22 protein-coding genes are annotated in these 21,527 nt (G+C 34.6%); 19 read left to right on the forward strand and 3 right to left on the reverse strand.

Annotated features, from left to right (window positions below):
• The 10 genes from SH09_RS02190 (at position 1) to SH09_RS02235 (ending at position 8,379) form a co-directional block, all read left to right on the forward strand.
• A complete protein-coding gene (locus SH09_RS02190) occupies positions 1-594 on the forward strand; it encodes a sugar transferase (protein WP_042737985.1) in 594 nt (197 codons plus the stop codon).
• A complete protein-coding gene (locus SH09_RS02195; RefSeq protein WP_306669272.1) occupies positions 591-1,211 on the forward strand; it encodes an acetyltransferase in 621 nt (206 codons plus the stop codon). The genes SH09_RS02190 and SH09_RS02195 overlap by 4 nt, the downstream gene beginning before the upstream one ends.
• A gap of 6 nt (positions 1,212-1,217) precedes the next feature.
• Complete coding sequence (locus SH09_RS02200; protein ID WP_306669271.1) at positions 1,218-2,351, forward strand: DegT/DnrJ/EryC1/StrS family aminotransferase; 1,134 nt, start codon at positions 1,218-1,220, stop codon at positions 2,349-2,351.
• Between the two features lie 375 nt (positions 2,352-2,726).
• The gene (locus tag SH09_RS02205) at positions 2,727-3,431 is read left to right on the forward strand and encodes a CoA transferase subunit A (RefSeq protein WP_042737986.1); all 705 of its coding nucleotides are present in this window, start codon (positions 2,727-2,729) and stop codon (positions 3,429-3,431) included.
• Entirely contained in the window at positions 3,424-4,071 is a 648-nt protein-coding gene (locus SH09_RS02210) for a 3-oxoacid CoA-transferase subunit B (protein WP_042737987.1), read from the forward strand. Before SH09_RS02205 ends, SH09_RS02210 begins: the two co-directional genes overlap by 8 nt.
• A gap of 9 nt (positions 4,072-4,080) precedes the next feature.
• The gene (locus SH09_RS02215; protein ID WP_042737988.1) at positions 4,081-4,857 is read left to right on the forward strand and encodes a 3-hydroxybutyrate dehydrogenase; all 777 of its coding nucleotides are present in this window, start codon (positions 4,081-4,083) and stop codon (positions 4,855-4,857) included.
• 82 nt (positions 4,858-4,939) lie between these two features.
• Positions 4,940-5,362: a hypothetical protein gene (locus tag SH09_RS02220; protein ID WP_042737989.1), complete on the forward strand. Its 423-nt coding sequence runs from the start codon at positions 4,940-4,942 to the stop codon at positions 5,360-5,362.
• Positions 5,363-5,371: 9 nt separating this feature from the next.
• On the forward strand, positions 5,372-6,325 hold the full coding sequence (locus SH09_RS02225; protein WP_042737990.1) for an ornithine cyclodeaminase family protein: 954 nt from the start codon (positions 5,372-5,374) through the stop codon (positions 6,323-6,325).
• A 197-nt stretch (positions 6,326-6,522) separates the two neighbouring features.
• A complete protein-coding gene (locus SH09_RS02230; RefSeq protein ID WP_042737991.1) occupies positions 6,523-7,437 on the forward strand; it encodes a 5'-nucleotidase, lipoprotein e(P4) family in 915 nt (304 codons plus the stop codon).
• A 99-nt stretch (positions 7,438-7,536) separates the two neighbouring features.
• Positions 7,537-8,379 carry a sialate O-acetylesterase gene (locus tag SH09_RS02235; protein ID WP_042737992.1) on the forward strand — a complete coding sequence of 281 codons (843 nt, stop codon included), beginning with the start codon at positions 7,537-7,539 and terminating at the stop codon, positions 8,377-8,379.
• Between the two features lie 61 nt (positions 8,380-8,440).
• On the opposite strand, the gene SH09_RS02240 is transcribed toward SH09_RS02235, so the two are convergent.
• Positions 8,441-9,826: a GntT/GntP/DsdX family permease gene (locus tag SH09_RS02240; protein WP_042737993.1), complete on the reverse strand. Its 1,386-nt coding sequence runs from the start codon at positions 9,824-9,826 to the stop codon at positions 8,441-8,443.
• A 494-nt stretch (positions 9,827-10,320) separates the two neighbouring features.
• Between SH09_RS02240 and isaB the strand changes: the two genes are divergently transcribed.
• From isaB to cidR, 3 genes are all read left to right on the forward strand, one after another.
• Entirely contained in the window at positions 10,321-10,881 is a 561-nt protein-coding gene (gene isaB / locus SH09_RS02245; RefSeq protein ID WP_042737994.1) for an immunodominant staphylococcal antigen IsaB family protein, read from the forward strand.
• Positions 10,882-11,064: 183 nt separating this feature from the next.
• Entirely contained in the window at positions 11,065-11,925 is an 861-nt protein-coding gene (bla, locus tag SH09_RS02250; RefSeq protein WP_042737995.1) for a class A beta-lactamase, read from the forward strand.
• Positions 11,926-12,041: 116 nt separating this feature from the next.
• Positions 12,042-12,917, forward strand: a complete 876-nt coding sequence (gene cidR / locus SH09_RS02255; RefSeq protein WP_042737996.1) for a cidABC operon transcriptional activator CidR — start codon at positions 12,042-12,044, stop codon at positions 12,915-12,917.
• A 675-nt stretch (positions 12,918-13,592) separates the two neighbouring features.
• On the opposite strand, the gene SH09_RS02260 is transcribed toward cidR, so the two are convergent.
• Positions 13,593-14,537, reverse strand: a complete 945-nt coding sequence (locus SH09_RS02260; RefSeq protein WP_042737997.1) for a LacI family DNA-binding transcriptional regulator — start codon at positions 14,535-14,537, stop codon at positions 13,593-13,595.
• Between the two features lie 142 nt (positions 14,538-14,679).
• Between SH09_RS02260 and eda the strand changes: the two genes are divergently transcribed.
• The 5 genes from eda to SH09_RS02285 all read left to right on the forward strand — a co-directional run bounded on the left by eda (position 14,680) and on the right by SH09_RS02285 (position 19,663).
• A complete protein-coding gene (gene eda / locus SH09_RS02265; RefSeq protein WP_042737998.1) occupies positions 14,680-15,297 on the forward strand; it encodes a bifunctional 4-hydroxy-2-oxoglutarate aldolase/2-dehydro-3-deoxy-phosphogluconate aldolase in 618 nt (205 codons plus the stop codon).
• Between the two features lie 3 nt (positions 15,298-15,300).
• Positions 15,301-16,272: a sugar kinase gene (locus tag SH09_RS02270; RefSeq protein WP_042737999.1), complete on the forward strand. Its 972-nt coding sequence runs from the start codon at positions 15,301-15,303 to the stop codon at positions 16,270-16,272.
• Positions 16,273-16,401: 129 nt separating this feature from the next.
• The gene (uxaC, locus tag SH09_RS02275; protein ID WP_042738000.1) at positions 16,402-17,808 is read left to right on the forward strand and encodes a glucuronate isomerase; all 1,407 of its coding nucleotides are present in this window, start codon (positions 16,402-16,404) and stop codon (positions 17,806-17,808) included.
• 2 nt (positions 17,809-17,810) lie between these two features.
• Positions 17,811-18,842 (forward strand): mannonate dehydratase, encoded by a 1,032-nt coding sequence (locus SH09_RS02280; protein WP_042738001.1) that lies wholly within the window; start codon positions 17,811-17,813, stop codon positions 18,840-18,842.
• Positions 18,842-19,663, forward strand: coding sequence for an SDR family oxidoreductase (locus SH09_RS02285; protein ID WP_042738002.1), 822 nt, complete (start codon positions 18,842-18,844; stop codon positions 19,661-19,663). Before SH09_RS02280 ends, SH09_RS02285 begins: the two co-directional genes overlap by 1 nt.
• 243 nt (positions 19,664-19,906) lie before the next feature.
• On the opposite strand, the gene SH09_RS02290 is transcribed toward SH09_RS02285, so the two are convergent.
• Positions 19,907-20,389 (reverse strand): GyrI-like domain-containing protein, encoded by a 483-nt coding sequence (locus SH09_RS02290; protein ID WP_042738003.1) that lies wholly within the window; start codon positions 20,387-20,389, stop codon positions 19,907-19,909.
• 100 nt (positions 20,390-20,489) lie between these two features.
• On the opposite strand from SH09_RS02290, the gene SH09_RS02295 reads away from it, so the two are divergent.
• A complete protein-coding gene (locus tag SH09_RS02295) occupies positions 20,490-21,449 on the forward strand; it encodes a helix-turn-helix transcriptional regulator (protein ID WP_042738004.1) in 960 nt (319 codons plus the stop codon).
• Positions 21,450-21,527 lie beyond the last annotated feature (78 nt).

The following is a 21,527-nucleotide window of genomic DNA, read 5'->3' on the forward strand; positions in this document are numbered from 1 at the left end:
ATGTTAAAAAGATTGTTCGACTTTTCTGTAAGTTTATTTGGATTGATACTAAGTGCACCAATTTTAATTATTTCTTACTTTTTAATCGCGACAAAGCTAGGAAAGCCTGTGTTATTTAGACAAATTAGACCAGGTAAAAATGAAGTGCCATTTGAAATCTTTAAATTTCGTACTATGACGGATGAAAAGGACAGTCATGGTGAACTGTTGCCAGATGATCAAAGAATGACCAAATTAGGCGCTGCTATTAGAAAAACAAGTGTTGATGAGTTACCACAATTATTTAATGTGTTAAAAGGTGACCTAAGTTTAGTAGGACCAAGACCGTTATTAATGGAATATTTACCCTTATATAATGAAGAACAGAAAAAACGTCATCAAGTTAAACCGGGCATAACAGGTTGGGCTCAAATCAATGGTCGTAACGCAATTACTTGGGAACAAAAATTCAAATTAGATGTTTGGTATGTAGAAAATCAGTCTTTCAAATTGGATATGTATATTCTTTATAAAACTGTTCAAAATGTTTTACAAAAGAAAGATATTAATGCTACGGATCATGTCACAACAGAGAAATTTAGAGGTAATTTATGATGAAAAAGGTTGTAATCATTGGTAATGGCGGTCATGCCAAAGTCATAAAGGATGTTATTAATGCACAGGGTGAATTTATCTTGGCTGGTTATTTAGACAATAATATTGATAATTATTATGAAGAAAGTGGATGCTTTTATGATAATTTATCACATTTAGAGCGCTATCGTAATGATTATTACTTTATTATTGCCATTGGTAATAATAAAGTAAGGGCACAAATTTTTGAGCAAAGTAATATAGCGATTAAGCAGTTCGCGAAAGTGATTCATCCTACTGCAATCATCAGTCCTTATAGTGAGATAGGCTATGGAACAGTGGTAATGCCGAATGCTGTTGTTAACGCAGATACGGTTATAGGTGAACATGTCATTATAAATACGAGTGCTGTTGTAGAACATGATAATCGTATAGGAGATTATGTTCATATTTCACCTGGAGCAATGCTAGCTGGTGGTGTTTCAGTGGGGAGGCAAACACATGTAGCTATAGGCGCCAAAGTCATACCGCAAATTAATATAGGGCAAGATTGTGTCATCGGTGCAGGTGCTACTGTTATTAATGATATTGAATCGTATCAAACGGTTGTAGGGACACCTGCAATATCTAAGGAGTGAATATAATTGGAAAATGAAAGAGTATTCTTGTCTAGACCGCATATGGGCGGAGACGAACTAGATTTTATCAACCAAGCATTTGAACAAAACTGGATTGCTCCATTAGGAGAAAATGTTACTGGATTTGAAAATGATATAAAAGCATATGTTGGTGTGAATGAGGCTTTAGCAGTAAGTAGTGGAACAGCTGCGATTCATTTAGCTTTGATAGAAAGTGAAGTTGGTGTAGGAGATATTGTATTTTGTTCATCATTAACATTTTGTGCAACGTCTAATCCTATTTTATATCAAGGTGCAACACCCGTACTTATCGATTCTGAATTAGATTCTTGGAATATGTCTCCAAATGCACTTGAAAAAGCTTTTGAAAAATACGCAGCAAAAGGTCAATTGCCTAAAGCTGTGATTGTAGTTAATTTATATGGTCAATCTGCACAATTAGATAAAATAAAAGCACTTTGTGACCGATATAAGGTGATATTGATTGAAGATGCGGCTGAATCGTTAGGATCTGAGTATCAAGGTGCAATGAGTGGTAGCTTAGGAGATTATGGAATATTTTCATTTAATGGCAACAAGATCATCACAACAAGTGGTGGAGGAATGTTAGTAACTCACAGTAAATCTAATAGAGATCATGCATTGTTCTTATCTACACAAGCTCGAGATAAAGCGTTACATTATCAGCACAGTGAGTTAGGTTATAACTATAGATTAAGTAACATTTCAGCGGGAATTGGTAGAGGACAAATGAAAGTATTAGATAAGCGAGTTGAAAGAAGAAGAGCAATCTTTGATAAATATCAACGTGAACTAAGTGATATCGAAGGGCTCGAATTCCAACCTGAACTAAAAGATTCCAAATCAAATCGATGGCTTACAGCGTTGACTATTGATGAAAGTAAGGCTGGTTTCACTGCAAATGACATAATTCATAAATTAGATGAAGCAAATATTGAGGCGCGACCAGTATGGAAACCTATGCATTTACAACCACTATATAAAGATTATGATTTTATTTTTGATCATGACGATAATGCTAAATTCCTATTTGATCATGGTGTCTGTCTGCCATCTGGGTCAGATATGACTGAAGCACAACAAGATAAAGTCGTTGCTATAATCAAAGAACTAAAATAATAAAATTAGTAATAACAATTTATACTGAATTAAGTATAGTTGTTGATGTTCTGTCATTTTATAATAGTGATTTATCACTGAATTTCGTAACAGGCTAAAACATTAAGTAACAATGTTTTAGCCTGTTTTTTCACCTTAAAAAGTCAAATTAATATCTTTAACTGTTGTTAAAGCAAACAATTAATAATTAGCGCAGTTACTGTGTGCAAAATGGCAGTGCAATATTTAACTAGAATACCATTTATGATTCCTTCTAAGTATACGAACTGTTATAAAAAGACTTTCAACTGAAGATAAAGTATAATAAATATTAGTACTAGGTGCTAAATACCTAAATGAAATATGTAATTATCAACGATAGAAATGAGGGATATGATGTCTAAAGTAATTCAAAATTTAGAATCTGCATTTGAGGGCTTAACGGATGGCATGTCGATATTAGCAGGTGGATTTGGGTTGTGTGGTATACCGGAGCATTCAATTGAAGCAATTCGTGCTAAGGGGACGAAGGGTTTAACAGTGGTGAGTAATAATTGTGGAGTAGATGATTTTGGTTTAGGTAGATTACTGGAAAATAAGCAAATTGATAAGATGGTTAGTTCTTATGTAGGTGAAAATAAAATCTTTGAGCAACAGTTAATTAATGGTGAATTGGATGTGGAATTAACGCCACAAGGTACATTAGCTGAGAAATTGCGTGCAGGTGGTGCTGGTATTCCAGCATTTTATACGAAGACGGGTGTCGGTACGCTTGTCGCTGAAGGTAAGGAAACGCGTGACTTTGATGGTGAAACATTTCTTATGGAGCGAGCAATAACAGGGGATTATGGCATTGTTAAGGCGAAAAAGGCGGATACTTTTGGTAATTTAGTCTTTGAGAAGACTGCGCGTAATTTTAATCCGCTATGTGCCATGGCTGCAACGACTACAGTTGTTGAGGTTGAGGAATTAGTAGAAATTGGTGAAATTAACCCAGATGAGGTACATTTGTCTGGTGTATATGTGGATTATATTTATTTAGGGAAGCATTTTGAAAAGAGAATAGAGAAACGCACTGTAAAGGAGGCTAATCATGAGTAAACAAATCCAAAGGCAAAGGATTATTCAACGTGCAGCGAAAGAAATTGAAAGTAATATGGTTATTAATCTTGGTATCGGTATGCCGACATTAGTTGCCAATGAGCTTAATGATCATGTGCAGAATGTTTACTTCCAATCTGAAAATGGTTTATTAGGTATTGGACCTTATCCAACGGAGGATGAAGTAGATGCTGATTTAATCAATGCGGGTAAGGAGACGGTTACTGCTGCTAAAGGTGCATCATTCTTTGATAACGCAGAGTCCTTTGCCATGATTAGAGGTGGTCATATCGATTTGGCCATTCTAGGTGGTATGGAAGTTTCTGAGAAGGGTGATCTGGCAAATTATATGATTCCAGGGAAATTAGTCAAAGGTATGGGTGGCGCCATGGATTTAGTCGTTGGCGCAAAGAAAGTGGTTGTGATAATGGATCATATGAATAAGCATGGAGAGTCTAAAATTAAGGCACAGTGTGAGTTACCGTTAACTGGTGCGCAAGTGGTGGATACATTAATTACTGATTTGGCAGTATTTCAATTTGAACATGGTGTGATGCAGTTAATAGAACTACAAGAGGGTGCGACGTTAGAGCAAGTTGAAGCAAGTACTGACGCGTACTTTGAAAATCATTTAAAGTAGGTGTGAACAATGGTCAAAGATAAAGTGACGATAATTACGGGTGCGGCAAGTGGTATTGGTCTTGGCATTGCAAAGGTATTTCTTGAACATGGAGCAAAGGTCGTATTGGCTGACATGAATAAAGAGAAATTAACTAGTGAGGTAGAGCAGTTAATTGCATCGGGGTATGATTGTATGGCAATTCAAGTAGATGTCACAGATGAAATGGCTGTTCAACAAATGATAGACCAGACCGTAGAGCGATATGGTCGTTTGGATGTATTGTTTAATAATGCGGGACTTCAGCATGTTGAAGCGATAGAGTCATTTCCAACAGATAAATTTAGACAAATGATTGATATTATGTTGACGGGAAGCTTTATTGGTACGAAATATGCTTTACCAATTATGAAGGCGCAACAAAGTGGCAGAATCTTAAATATGGCTTCAATTAATGGTGTGATAGGATTTTCTGGAAAGGCAGCTTATAATAGTGCGAAACATGGCATTATTGGTTTGACGAAAGTAACAGCATTGGAAACGGCTACAGATGGTATTACTGTGAATGCGATTTGTCCTGGTTATATAGATACACCATTAGTTAGAAATCAGATGGCTGATTTAGCTAAGCATAGAGGTGTGAGTGTGGAAGCGGTACTTGAGGATGTATTATACCCATTGATTCCACAAAAGCGTTTGGTTGATATTGCTGATGTTGCGAATTATGCGTTGTTCTTATGCAGTGATGGTGGAAAAAGTGTGACAGGTCAATCTATATTAATTGATGGTGGTTATACTGCACAATAATTATTATAAATATGTGTGATTTAGAGTTGTCATGCTTTATGTTATGTTTGAAGAAATAGTATTCAGATAAGGTGTAATAAACATGAAACGGTATGATGCGCAATTTTCAGAAATGCTTACTATATTAGTACCAGTTATTCTGGTCTTATTATCAAACTTTATAGATAAATCGTCATATCATTTAGTGTTAATGACACTATATTTAATCGTTTTAGGGTACGTAGTAATTAGAAAGTTAATTACTACGGTACAGGCTATTGATAATTATCGACATACAAGGCAACCGGTGTTTATAACGGTGAAGGCGGATTTGTGGTTGGCCTTTACTTTTTACATAATATTTATGATGTGTATTGTAGGTATAATTTATACGATTTTATTTTGGAAGTGGCAAGTAAATATTGTAGTTATAGCATGTATTGTGGGAGTGATTTGCCTGCTAATATTTATTACAAGTATCTTGGGTAAACGCTCATTTGTCTTTAGTGATAATCATGAACAGTAGGGGTGTTTTATGCTTTATATTAATGCAGAGGAACAAGAGAAATTGTTAAATATGGAAGAAGTCGTTGATGCGGTTGCACAATCATTGCGTGCTTATTCTGAAGGCAAGACGGATACGCCGTTGCGTTACGTATTACCATTTAATGAGGATAATCGCTATTTAGTAATGCCGGCATTATCAGATGAATTAAAAATAGTTGGCTTGAAAACGGTGACGGTTGCACCTAATAATTCAAAACAAGGTAAGAATACAATTGTTGGTTCGGTTATTTTATCAGACTATGAAACTGGTGAAACGTTGGCTGTTCTAGAAGGTTCTTATTTAACTAAAATTCGTACGGGTGCAATTTCTGGTGTAGCCACTCAGTATCTTGCGCGTAATGATGCATCGACTTTATGTGTTATTGGTACAGGTGACCAAGCTCAAGGACTCATTGAAGCGGTACTTGCAGTGAGAGATATTAAGCGAATTCAGTGCTTTAATCGTACGTATGACAAAGCTGTGAAATTTGCTGAGATGGTACAGCAACAACATAAAAAAATAGAGGTTGAAGTATATGAGCGAATAGAGCATGCTATTGCTGGTGCTGATGTGATTGTTACTGCAACCAATGCTCAGACACCAGTGTTTGACCAAATGTTAGCGCCTGGGGTACATGTTAATGCGGTAGGCTCATTTAAACCAGACATGCAAGAGTTGCCATCTCAATTAATCGCGAACGCGGATAAGGTAGTTGTAGAAGCTGAATCTGCTGCTTTAGAAGAAACAGGCGATTTGCTTACACCTATATCAGAAGGTAAATTTACTGCTAATGATTTGCATGGCGAATTGGGACATATCGTGGCAGAACGCTTGGAAGGCAGAGTTTCAGATGACGAAATTACGGTATTTAAATCTGTAGGCGTTGCTATAGTAGATATTGTGGTTGCAAATTATTTTTATCGTAAAAAGTTAAATGCATAATAGTAATCTATAATAAGAGGTTGACCATTGGTGTGCTTTAGTTTGCGAATGCAATATTAAAAATGTCATAACAGCGATGGGGCCTCTTTTTTTTATATATAAAAACTTTATTGTGTAACCAAATTAATGTTTAAAATTAATTTATAGCATAGTAAGATAGTGATAAGAAATATACATAATAATTAGGGGTGGCGTAATTGAATAAAATCGCAAAGTATTTAACAGTTTTTTCTTTAGCAAGTACTATGACTTTATCGACAACGGTGACTGCAGATGCAAACACTACTACAGCAACGAAACAATCGGAAGTAAAGCAACAAGCATCAACTGAGCAACAGGTTAATCTAGGTGCTGAGAATATCATGGCAGTTTCATGGTATCAAAATTCTGCTGAAGCTAAGGCTTTATATTTACAAGGGTATAACACTGCAAAGACGAATTTAGATCAAGAATTGAAAAAACATAAAAAGAATAATGGACATAAGAAATTAGCGATTGCATTAGATATTGATGAAACAGTATTGGATAATTCGCCTTATCAAGGTTATTCTGCATTACATAATAAATCATATCCAGAAGGTTGGCATGAATGGATTCAAGCAGCTAAAGCTAAACCAGTTTATGGTGCTAAAGATTTCTTGCAATATGCTGATAAAAAAGGTGTAGATATTTATTATATTTCTGATCGCGATAAGGACAAAGATTTTAAAGCAACTAAAGAAAATTTAATTGCGCAAGGATTACCACAAGCAACAGATCAACATATTATGTTAAAAGGTAAGAATGACAAAAACAAAGCAGAGCGTCGCGATAAAGTTAGAAAAAATCATAAATTAGTTATGTTATTTGGTGATAATTTATTGGACTTTGATGATCCGCAACAACCGACACAAGCTTCACGTGAACAATTAGTAAATAAACACCAAAAGGATTTTGGTAAGAAGTATATTATTTTCCCTAATCCAATGTATGGTAGTTGGGAATCAGTGCTATATAATAATGACTTCAGTCAATCTGATGCTAAAAAGGATCAATTACGTAAGCAGTCTATCCAATATTTTGACCCTGAAACAAGTGCAATTAAGCAAGGTCAAACAACAAATAGCAATTAATAGTTGCAGGTAGAGCCACTAAAATGTGACAATAATCCAATATCATATGACTAGTAAATGGTGAATAGAAGTTAAATGCGTATAAGGTGGTTAAGAAAAATGAAATCAATATTATTAATTGGTCAATCTAATATGGCTGGACGTGGCTTTATAGATAGCGTATCTCCGATTATTGATGAGCGCATCAAAGTATTGAAAAATGGTCGTTGGCAAATGATGGCTGAACCTATTCATGGTGACAGATCTGTTGCGGGTATTGGTCCAGCAGCTTCATTTGCTAAAATGTGGGTTGATGCACATCCTGGTGAAACGCTTGGTTTAATTCCTTGTGCTGATGGAGGTACAGAGGTTGATGAGTGGTCAAAGGATGGCGTGTTAACACGTCATGCATTAATGGAAACTCGCTTTGCGTTAGAAACGAGTGAATTAATCGGTATCTTATGGCATCAAGGTGAAAGTGATAGTTCTGGTGGGAAATATCGAACATACGCTTCTAAGTTACAACAATTGATTGAGGTATACCGCTCTGAATTAGCATTGCCGCAGTTACCATTTATTATAGGTGAGCTCGGAGATTATCTCGGAAAATCAGGATTTGGTTTAAGTGCTAATGAATATAGTCAAATCAATCAATGCTTAAGAGATGTGGCAAATGATGTAGAGCATTGCTATTACGTTACAGGTTCTGGATTGCAGGCTAACCCAGATGGCATTCACATTGATGCAGCATCACAACGTTTATTAGGAATGCGTTATTTTGCAGCATTTAATCAACGAACGCATATTCCTGAACCATTATTAGAGGAAGAACACGCAGACACGCTATTATATAAAACGGAATATACGAAAAATGAACAAATGTATCAGTTAGTTGAATCATTTTCAAAGAGTGAGATTAACTTTGAAACATTTGCTGCTGAAATGGCTAAATTGCAATCATAAAATAAAGGTGTCGTATGTACAGTATCGAATTGTACATATGACACCTTTTAAATATTAAAATTTAGAATAAATTGATAACTGCATTTAGTAGTAACACCATGACTAATCCACATAATCCGACTATGGATTGTACGATTGTAATAGTCTTAAAGGTTTCTCCCATGGACATCCCGAATGATTCTTTAACTAACCAAAATCCACCATGGTTAACGTAATTAAAGAATAAAGAGCCTGATCCAATGGCAATCGTCAGCAACTCGACATTGATAGAGGAGTCGGCTTGAATTAATGGAAATAATAAATTTGTAGCTCCAACAATACCCACTGTTGCAGAACCAGTTGAAATAGAAAGCAGCGCTGCAACAATCCAGCCCATCAATAATGCAGAGAGTGAAAATTGATCAGCTAAATGTACAATTGAAGTACCTACACCAGAGTCTTCAAGTACTTGTCCGAATGCACCCCCACCTGCAATAATCAACATGATACCTGCAATTGGTTTTAAGCTGCTGCCTAATGCGTCTCTTAACTGTTGAGTGTCTTGTCCTCTAAGATAACCTAGGGTAAGCAATGCATAAAGTACACCGATGAACATTGCTATAATTGGACTGCCTAAAAATTCGAATACTTTATATTGAAGTGATTGTTCTTTAAAACAAACACCGGCAATAGCATGTAAGAGCATCATTACAACAGGAACGAGTATAGTTGAAAAGGCAAGTGCTGTTGAGATGGGTTGACTTGTTGTAAGATTTGAGTCATTGGTATATTGTTGTAACAAATCGTCACTCGGTTTTACTGATAAACGAGGTGTAATAAATTTACCGTATAAAGGACCGGCAATGATGATGGTAGGGATGGCACAAATCATGCCATAAATCATAGTTAAACCAATATTAGCACCAAATTGGTTCACAGAAATCAGTGGACCAGGGTGAGGTGGTACCATACCGTGCATCGTACATAGTGCGGCAATTACAGGTACACCAATTGCTATGTATGCAGAGCCCTTTATAGTATTACTGTCTTCAAGTTTTCTAGCAATGGTAAATATGAGTGGTAAGAGCATGATGAGTCCTACTTCAAAGAACATTGGAATGCCGATGATAAATGCGGCAAGTGCCATGAGCCATGGTAAACGTTGAGGTGTCGCATTTTTTAAAATAGCAGTTGCAATACGATCGCTTGCACCTGAATCAGAAAGTATCTTGCCTAACATTGCTCCGAGCGCAATGGTAACTCCAGTTTCACCTAATGTTGAACCGGCCCCTGTTTCAATAGATTTAACGATTTTATCGATGTCTAATCCAGAAGTAAATCCAACAAAAATAGCAGTTAAGAGTAAAGCTAATAGTGGATGAAAGCGTAATTTGGAAGTTATTAAAAAGATTAATAATAGAATACTTACTACCGTAATGATTAATAATTGATAATCATGCGATGTCATAACAATGCCCCCTTTGTTTGAAGGTTGATGAATACAATTAATTTTTTAAAGAATCAATACTATATACAACCATAAAAGATATTTTAATCCTAATATATAAACGTTTCAAGAAAACGTTTTCAAAATTTAAACATTGAAAGAAATTTTTATAAAAATAAAGTTAAAGTTTATTACTTGAATTTAGTTAAAATCAGAGTAAGATAAAAGGTGAATAATTACACTTTGAATTAGGGACTTAAAGAAGGAGTGAGTTTAAAGTTAGGTGAATCATTTCTATACTATGCCGCTTTGATTTCAAGTATTGGCTCTCCCGCATTGTTATAAGTTCGGTAACTTGCCACTCGTGTTGATTCGCTATCTTAAGACTTGGTGCTATGTGTTACATGTCACTTTCGCATGTAGGATATAGCTCAACATAATGACGTATCTATAATGCGAATAAAGTAGTTTTATATCTTGCCAATAGCGTAATTTTAATACGAGGAGTGTTTATTATGCGGAAAATAAATAAAATGTTATCTTCCACAGCAATCGTATCTGCATTGGTATTAGGGACGTCTACAGTATATCTAACGGCTAATGGACCTGAGATTCAAGCGAAGGCAAGTAAAGAAGCAACATGGGGTTATGGAACAAGTGGTGTGTCAGCTAAAGCAGAACTCCCATGGTATAAATATGAAGGTTATACATCATATGATGCAGATTTCACACAAGATTATAACTTTGTTAGAGCTTTAAAATATGACAACGTAACTATTAATGGTTATAAAGTAGATACAGATGCAAAGGCTGAATTTGATCATACTAAAAAACTTTATGATACATCGGTTGAATTTAATAGCGATGATGAAGTAGTTCAAATTACATTCTTTACGAAACCAGATGCTGTATCTAAAGCAACATTCAAAGATGCACACAGCTCAAATGAAATTGTAGATGAAGGAAAATTAGGTAATGGCGACGGTACATTTGTTAAATATGGAACAAATGATGGCTCATATACAGCATTCTTTGACCAAAATGATAAGTTAATGGAAATTACAATTGGACAATAAATTGAATTAAATATTAGGCTATATTGATTTGATAGGAGTAGCGAACCTCTATTGTAATTATTATAATAGGGGTTCTTTTTCATATAATGTATATCTTAAATCATTGTCTTATAATTTTTAGAGAATTATAATAAATATAATAGAACGATTTTGTATATAAATTGTATAAAAAAGGGGATAGTTATGAAACGAATTACTATTATGGTGTTAGTTGGATTGATAACGTTAGTTATAAAGGCACAAAGTGTGGATGCCAGCGAAAGTAAATCAATAAAAGATTTAGAAGCAACTTATGATACGACTATAGGTGTTTATGGGATAAATACGCAAGATGGTAAACAAATTGAGCATCGTGCGAATGAACGTTTTGCTTTTGCTTCGACTTACAAGGCTATTGCAAGTGGCATATTATTGAATCAACTTTCACCACAAGATTTGAATCAAAAGGTAACAATTAATAAATCAGATATTGTTACATACTCACCGGTTACAGAAAAATATATTGGTAAGACGATGACGCTTAGACAACTCATTGAAGCGTCGATGTTGAAAAGTGATAACACTGCAAATAATAAAGTAATTCAAGCAATAGGTGGTGTGAATGCATTTAAATCAGAATTACGTCAGCTAGGTGATTGTGTATCAGAACCGCAAAGGTTAGAGCCGGATTTGAATAATTATGATCCTAAGAAAATTGCTGATACGACAACACCGCGTGCTGCAGCTACGACACTTAATTACATTTTAACGCATTCTAATATGCATAAGGGCAATTTACAGTTCTTAAAAGAGCTAATGATTAAAAATGAAACAGGAGATAGCTTAATCAAAGCAGGTGCTGCTAAAGATGATATCGTTGGTGATAAGAGCGGACAAGGTATTACTTATGCAACGCGTAATGACTTAGCATTTATTTATCCAAAGGGGCAATCAAAACCAATTATATTAGCGATTTATACCAAGCAAAGTGATAAAAATGCGAAACCTAACGATGAAGTTATAGCAAAGACAGCTGAAATTGCGATTAAGTATTTGAAGCATTAAATTATTGTGAATCGTTCTTTAGTATAGATGGATTGAAGATGTGAGTATACTTCAATTCATCTCAATTTTAGAATATAGAGTGAAAGTAAATTGGAATGAGATTAAGGAAGTGCGATATGGAAATTAAGCAGATGAAATACTTTGTTGAGGTAGTGAAACATGGTGGAATGACGCAAGCATCAGAACATTTATTTATTGCGCAGTCTACGATTAGTAAAAATATTAAGAGCTTGGAAAGCGAATTTAATATTCAATTATTTGATCGAACGAAAAAGCATATTGTCTTAACAGATGTGGGAGCCATTTTTTACGAAAAATGCATAGAGGCCTTGGCGGTCATAGACGATTTATCTTTACAAATGGGGGATGTTACCAATCTTGAACGCGGTCATATTCGAATTGGTATATCCGCTATTATGAATGTCAGATTATTTACAGAGAGTTTAAACAGATTCCATCAACAATTTCCAAATGTGACTTATGAGGTCATTGAAGGTGGGGGAAAGGCAGTTGAATTCTATTTAAATAATGATGATATTGATGTTGGTATTACAACCTTACCTGTAGATAATGATATTTATCATGCTGTACCTTTATATAAAGAGAAACTGTTGCTCGTTGTTGATAAACAATCCCCTTTTGCTACAGAAACTGTCGTGCATTTGGGTGATTTAAAACGAGAAAGCTTTATTATGTTCCACGATGATTATTATTTGAAAGATCAAATAATAGAAAGCTGTCGAAAGGTTGGCTTTCATCCCAAAACGGTAGCCAAAATGTCTCAAATTACCTTTATTGAAAATATGATACGTGATGGCATAGGAGTAAGTATTTTACCAGAAAGTATAGTTAATGTCCTAAGTAATGAAGTGGTTGGAATTGAGTTGGATGAGGCTGACGTTGCATGGAATTTAGGTATTGTATGGAAAAAAGACAGTTATATGAACTATGTTACAAATGAATGGATTAAGTTTATTTCAAATATTCAATAAACCATAAGAGGTAATAATGTGCTTAACAAGGTATACACACACTAGATGAGTCACTACTGTTTTACTGGAAAATGTAATGATGAATGGATTGCTTTGTACAAGTAGGTAGAGATAGCGCAAGATAACAAACGAATATGACACGTATAGAATGAGAAAAAGCGTGCCATTTTGCCTTAAGTATTCCTTTAGGGAATGGTTTGTATTCCAACTATGTATTTTAATCATGGTTCAACAGGTTATATAATAAGGGTGTAGAGGGTTGTGAGTAATGATAATTTATTCACGATGATTCATCAATAAGTCAGTTTCAAACTATTCAAAAGTTGATACACCTAAGTATTACGATGACTTATGTTAATTAGTCAGAACTCATAACTTAATTATGCTATGTTAAGCATCGCATTTTCGAAGGTATGATTTATAAAATGTAAGCGTAATCATTAGTATGGTGCTAAGTGAATGAGATTACGTGAGTCGAAGTATTTTGAGCCGTTACGTTCGATTGTTGTATCGTACCTTTGTTTCAATGTGTTGTTGTTAAGACATTAGTATTTAGCGATTCGTTGAAATAATGAAACTATTCTGACCCTCTAGATAACTATCTCTCTCAAGTAAAACGCCTAAAGTTACATCTGTCCAATGTACTTTAGGCGTTTTATTATTTGTATATGAATGTTACATATTATTTTGAAGTTCTGGATGTAAGTCATAGGATGCTTCTGTGTCTTCGCCGTTAATAATTTTGTTTAGTATTGCAACGATTTGTTCTGCGATTTGTGATGTTGGTACACCAATTGCGTTTACTGGATAATCTAATTTTTTTATTTGTGGAATGTTATCATATGAGTAAATAATAGGTTGTTGTGTTTCATCTAGAGCATTAATGGTGCCCACTGTTATATCATAACTACCACAAATTACGCCTGGCGCTAAGCTGTTTGTCTGTAGAAATTTCTTGATAGAAGTTTCTGCTTCAATGGAATTTAATCCTTTGGAATTGATAAGGCGATAGTCAATATTGTGCGCAGTGCAATATGTTTCAATGGCACGCTTTTTGGTGATTTGACGCACATCATTGGTGTCCGTATCACCGATATAATCAATGGATTCAATGCCCTTTTCTTGTAATGCTTGAATAGCCATAACCATTGCTTCTGCGTGATTGACATTAATAATTGGGTAAGGTGTATTTCTATCTGCACCATAAGCGACGACTGAAATATTATGATAAATCTCAGGTGGTAGATTAGTATGTTCACCTTCATCAAAGATAACGATACCATCGCATCCAAATTCAACAAACTTTTTGGACGCAGTAGAGACATCATCTATAGATACAAACATTGCATAACCATAAGATTTGATAGCGTGATTAATTTCAGAAATGAGGTGCGTTACAGCTATTCTGTCAACGGAAGGCCATATTAAACCAATTGTGCCACTCTTTTTTGAGACTAACGATCTGGCAGATTGGTTGGCTATGTAATTCATTTCAAGTGCTTTTTGTTGTATCATTTGCTTTGTTTTTGGCTTTACCAAATGTGAATTTTTCAATGCTTTACTTACTGTAGAATAACTGACGCCACAGGCTTCGGCGACATCTTTTAAAGTTACAGCCATAGAACGTCTCCTTGAAAGTATTTGATTTAAGATAGAATTAATTATAACATAGAGGTAAGCGTTACAATATTTTTTTGAACAAAAATAACAACGTTGTTATTTTTAAGTAAAGGATAAATTTCTCTGATAAGGGGCTGTAATTATGAATTCCGTCGAAATTTTAAAGGCAATAAATAAAGGTAAGCACATCGCTGTTATGCGAACGAATGAACCCAATACATTTATAGAAATCGCACAGACAATTATCGATAATGGATTAACGATTATAGAGGTCACATTAACAACGCCTCAAGCATTAAATATTATTAGTAAGTTATCTGAAAGAGATGATGCATTGATAGGTGCTGGAACAGTCCTTGATAGTGTGTCGGCTCGAAATGCCATATTAAATGGTGCCAAATTTATAGTCAGTCCTTCATTTGATGTGGAAACTGCAAAAGTAGCAAACCTTTACGATGTCCCTTATATTCCAGGCTGTATGACAGTGAAGGAAATGGTAGAGTCTTTAAAGTATGGCTGTAAATTATTGAAACTATTCCCGGCAACGCAATTTTCACCAAAGTCAATTAATGATTTTAAAGGACCGTTACCACAAATAGAAATTGTACCAACTGGAGGTATCGGTAAAGCCAATCATAAAGCGTGGTTAAATGCTGGTAGCTTTGCTGTAGGCATTGGTAGTGAAATAACGAAAGTATATCAAGAGCAAGGTAGAGCAGCACTGGAACAATATATTGTTGATTTAAAAAGTGAGGTGTAATGAATGACTATCTATGGTTTAGGAGAGGTCATGTTACGGTATACGCCACCCGATTATAGTTTACTGAAAAATGCACATACATTTGATGTGCAAGTTGGAGGTGCTGAATTAAATACACTCATATCATTGTCAAGCTTTGATCATAATACCGAAATGATTACAGTGTTGCCTGAGCATGAATTAGCAAAAATTCCATTACAGAAAATGGCACAGACAAAAATCGGCACGCGCAATATTAAATATCGTGAAGGGCGCTTAGGTACTTATTACTTAGAAGAAAGTTTTGGTTTTCGTAGTAGCAAGGTTATTTACGATAGGCAACATTCAACATTTGCAGAATTTGAAGCAACATTGTTTGATATAGAACAAATGCAAGCTGGAGATTATTTTGTGATAACAGGTATTACTTTAGCAGTGAATTCAATGTTACGTAATAATATTATTTCATTGTTAACGCAGATCAAAGCACGTGGTGCACACATTGTATTTGATATTAATTATCGAAGTAATCTTTGGGATAAGGAAGTGGCAAAGGCAACTGTTGAATCGATACTCCCATTAGTTGATGTGTTGCTCTTTGGCAAGATGGATGCTACACATTTATTAAATTTAAATTCAGAAATTGATAGCATGGAAACATGCGCGCGAACAATTCAGGATCACTATCATATTCCAATGCTCGCTTCTAGTAATAGAGATATTGCGGCCAGTACTTTACAAGGGGTTATATTGCAAGGGGATACGTTTATAACAGGCGAGATATATCCTTACCAAGTATTAAATCGTATTGGTGCAGGTGATGCATTTATGTCAGGTATCATACACGGATTAATTGAGCAATATCCGATAGAAGATACACTGGATTTTGCTACAAAATGCGCCGTATTACAGCACACGACAAAGGAAGATGCATTGTCATGCCAAGTGGATGAGGTGCTCAATTTAGCACAATATGCAGGTTCGTTGAAACGTTAGTTAGAACTATGAAAAATTTTTAACAATATTTGTAAGCGGATACAGATGGTTTTGTAACTGTAATCCTTGTTGTAAAGGTGACTTATTACAAATAGTTTGTAATGTACGATACAGAAAAGAGGTTAAAGTATGACATTAATTCATGACAATTTTTTATTGAACAACAAGACAGCGATTAAACTTTATCAGAAAGTAAAAGATTTACCAATTTATGACTTTCATTGCCATTTAGATCCTAAAGAAATATATGAAAATAATAAATATGAAACAATTACACAATTATGGTTATCTGGAGATCACTATAAATGGCGCTTAATGCGTGCATTTGGTATTGATGAAGCCTATATCACAGGTGATGCAGATGATTTTGAAAAATTCCAAGCATTTATGGAGATGTTACCGTATGCTGCTATGAATCCGATGTATCACTGGTGTGCATTAGAACTCAACCGATACTTTAATGAGGACACTGATTTAGATAAGGTGAATATTAAAAAATTATATAAGACTTTAAATAAAAAATTAGCTAAATCAACACACACCCCTCAATCATTAATTAAAGCAAGCCAAGTTTCTGTGGTATGTACAACAGATGATCCATGTGATGATTTAAAATATCATAAATTATTAAGTCAAGATGACAATGTAACATTTAAAGTATGTCCTACATTTAGACCAGATAGTTATGTGCTGTTAAATGAGCAGTCGTTCGAAGAGAAAGTAGAAAAACTAGATGCAGTTACTGATGGGACAATCACTGATTTAAATTCATATATTAATGCCTTGAAAGCACGTGTATATTATTTTGATCGCCAAGGAGCTAAAAGTTCGGATCAAAGCTTTGAAAAGGTGCCATTAATGACAGCAACAACTGAGGAAGCACAAGCCATTTATAACCAGTTAGCAGCAGGTCATGCTGTTTCTGAAACAGAACAGTACGAATTAGCAGGATATATTTTAACTGAAATTAGTAAAGTTTATCATTCTCTCGGATGGGTCGTACAATTCCACTTAGGTCCAATCAGAAATAATAATACAAAAATGCTAAACATTGCAGGCACAGACAGTGGATTTGATAGTGTGGGTAACCAGCTCAATGCAAAGACATTAAATGCAATGTTGAATCACTTAGAATTAAATGATGCATTATCTGATACGATTATTTATCCGAATAACGGTAATGATCATTTAATGGTACAAGCGACTGCAGGTAACTTTAGTAACAGTGCGCATAAAGTACAACTTGGAGCAGCATGGTGGTTTAATGATACAAAAGAAGGTATGGAACGTCACCTAGTAGACTACGCAACTGTTGGCTTATTATCTAAATTTGTCGGTATGTTAACAGACTCTAGAAGTATGATTTCATATACAAGACATGAATACTTTAGAAGAATTCTTTGTAACTTTATTGGAGAAAAGATAGAACGTGGTGAAATTGCATTTTCTAATACAACGATTGAACAAATGTTAAAGGATATTTGTTATAACAATGCAGTTAAATTATTCAAAATAGAAGGAATTAAGGAGGTATAATGATGAAACTTTCATTTCGTTGGTATGGACAGGATGACCCTGTAACGTTAGATAATATTAGACAAATTCCTAATATGAAACATATTGTTTCTGCTATATATGATGTACCAGTTGGTGAAATTTGGGAGAAAGAACGTATTCAACAACTTAAAAACACAATTACCGAAGCAGGACTTAACTTTGAAGTGGTTGAAAGTTTACCAGTTAGTGAAGATATCAAGTTAGGAACTGAGAAACGTGATGCATTGATTGAAAATTATAAAACATCACTGAAAAATTTAGCTGAGTGTGGCATTAAGACAGTTACCTATAACTTTATGCCTGTATTTGATTGGACTAGATCACAATTAGACTATCAACTTGAGGATGGTTCTAATACGCTAATATATGATCACAAGCAAATTAAGGATATTGATCCGTTAACGACCGATTTAAACTTACCTGGTTGGGATGAAAGTTATACACGTGACGAAATGAATAAACTCATTTTGAAATATCGTGAAATGTCAGAGGATCAATTGTGGGATAATCTGCAATATTTCTTAGATGCTGTGCTTCCAACGGCTATAGAGCATGATGTAAATCTAGCTATTCATCCAGACGATCCACCTTGGTCTATTTTTGGTATACCTCGAATTATTAAAAATAGAGAAAGTTACTTAAGATTAACTAAGATTAATTCAGCTTCAAATAACGGCATTTGTTTCTGTACAGGTTCGTTAGGTTCCTTAGCTGAAAATAATTTACCCGAGCTGATTAAAGAATTTGGCAAACATATCCATTTTGTGCATATGCGTAATGTGAAAAGATTAGATGCGCAGTCATTTGTCGAAACGGGTCATTTGTCTGAAACAGGTTCTGTAGATATGAAAGCTGTAACACAAGCGTTGTTGGCTATTAACTATAAGGGAACAATCCGCCCTGATCATGGTCGTATGATATGGGGTGAAACTGGTAAAGCAGGTTATGGTCTGTTTGATAGAGCGCTTGGTGCAACATATATTAATGGTTTAATCGAAGGGGTGAGTGATTAATGGATGCTCAATTTAAAGGTGTAAATGTCATTATTACAGGTGCCACTGGTGTGATTGGCAGTACCTTTGTAAAAGGATTGGTTGCCAAAGGTGCGAATGTCGGTTTATTAGGTCGCTCAGAAGAAAAAATTACTGCATTGCAGAATGAATTAGGTGAAGCTAAAGTACAAACAGTGGATTTAGTAGCCGATGTATTAGATAAAGTAGAATTAGAACGAGCAAAACAAAGATTTAATGAAACATTTGGTACGATTGATATTCTGATTAATGGTGCAGGTGGCAATCATCCGAACGCAACTACCAGTGATGAATTTTATGATGCTCAAGGAACTAACACATTTTTTGATTTAACAGAACCCGGTGTTGATGCAGTATTTAAATTGAACTATGTTGGAACGTTTCTGCCATCACAAGTGTTTTCGCAAGATATTGTAACCTCAAAGCAAGGTTCGATTATTAATATTTCATCGATGAATGCTTTTACACCACTAACAAAGATTCCAGCATATAGTGGAGCTAAGGCGGCAGTGAGTAATTTCACTGAATGGTTAAGCACTTATTTCTCAGGTAAGGTTCGAGTTAATGCGATCGCTCCTGGATTCTTTGAAACCAATCAAAACAAAGGGCTATTAAGGAATGGCGATGGTTCCTATTCTGATAGAGCAAACAAAATATTATCTCAAACACCAATGAATCGATTTGGTGAACCAGAAGAAATTCTAGGTACATTATATTGGTTGATGGATTATAACGCGAGTAGCTTTGTGACAGGAATCGTCGTACCTGTTGATGGAGGATTTAATTCGTATTCTGGTGTTTAATCCACAGTATTTGTACAGTATAGTTGCAAAAAGTTAAATTTTGAAACATTAAAAACCCACGATAAAGTCTGTTAAAGCACATGTACCAATCAATATTGGATTGTAGTCCAATGGTTATAGTACATACTTAACAATGTCTTAGTCGTGGGTTTTATTACTGGTTCTAATTATGATGTTTCAACGGTTATTAACATCGTTCAAATGTGTCTATGACATAGGCATTCATCACACTTTTTCGACGATTTAATTCTTTTTCACAATAGGAATCCACATTTCTCCGTATACTAGATCCTCATTATTTCCTTTGATAACAGCAGTGTTTGGTCCGCCTACATAGGAAATATCAGAATTTGAAGGTAACACTTCACCAAAAGCGCGCCCAGTTAGTAAATCACTGAGTTCCTTTTCACTTTGAGCTTCTCCTTCAACGACTAGATACTCACTTGACGGAAATTCAATTTGACGCGTTGCTTCAGGAAGTGTCTCATTAGTCATTACGCCAACATAATGCATCATTTTACTATTTACTGCCTCATTAACGATAAAAAGATAATCATTTGTAGCTATAGATTTTAATTTATCTATAATACCTTTGTTAACCATATCATTCCAAAAGGTAGTCTTTTCATTATTAATACCAGCATAATCTGTATAATCACTTTTTAATTCTGTTCCAATACCTAACACTGTAAAATTTTCTTTTGTTTCTAATGAATAGTTTGTCATCATAAGTTCCTCCTTTAATATAAGTCATACCCATTTATCTTTTGCTAAATTTATATTAACATTTAATCATGTCAAAAAATGACTATGTTTAGGAGGTAACATGAAAAAAGTTGAACGTATAAATACAATGATGCGTTATATGAATAATAGATCATTTTTCACAATTACTGAAATAATGAAGGAATTCGACATTTCAAGGTCGACTGCCTTTCGAGATATAAAGGAAATAGAAAGTATGGGTATGCCACTCATATCAGAAGTAGGGCGAAGCGGTGGGTTCATCGTAATGAATAATTCAATGTTGCCACCTATTCAATTTACAGATGATGAGGTAAAAGCATTATTTATTGCTTTTATGGCATCGCGCAACCAACAATTGCCATTTTTGGAAAGTAGACAATCAATAGCGGAAAAATTATTAGGTTTGATACCTGAGCATCAACAAGAAGTGCTTGTTTCATTAAATGATTTTCTTATTTTTGAGAGAACCAATGTACAGAATCCTGACTTATTGGAGTTATCGGATATTGCACATCCATTATTAGAGCAGCTGATACAAATATATTTATATAGTCAATTTATAAAAATTACGGTAATTAGTAATGGCGCAGAACAAAGTTATCCAGTATTTGTTCTACATTTATATAGAGAAAAGCATTTATGGATGGTAGAGGGGTTTGACTTAAACAATAAAGTGTTAATGGTATTTGCACTTGATAAAGCCACACATGTAGAAGCCTTTCAACCTTCAGAAAAATGGACGAAACCAAAAATATTAAAAATGATTGCACGCGCGCAACCAGAAACGAATGTTGAAATCATATTAGGTCCTGAAGGTATTGCACAATATCAAAAATATCATCCAATTAAGGTGTCAATTGCTTATATGGATCCCTTTCAAACAACAGGCGTCTTAAAAATGTCAGTCAATCTTCAAGATGATAAGACATTAGATGAATTGATAAACTGGATTTTATTTTTAGGACAAGATATAACCATAGTGAATTTGCCTGAACAAATAGCAAAAAAATTACGAAATAGAAGTCAATTGTATAATTAATATTATATAAATTGAACAACTTAACTATTTTCTTTAGACTGAAATTATCAACTTCAATTAAATATTTTATTATTTTAT

The sequence above is a fragment of the Staphylococcus gallinarum genome (genome assembly GCF_000875895.1).
Taxonomy (GTDB): domain Bacteria; phylum Bacillota; class Bacilli; order Staphylococcales; family Staphylococcaceae; genus Staphylococcus; species Staphylococcus gallinarum.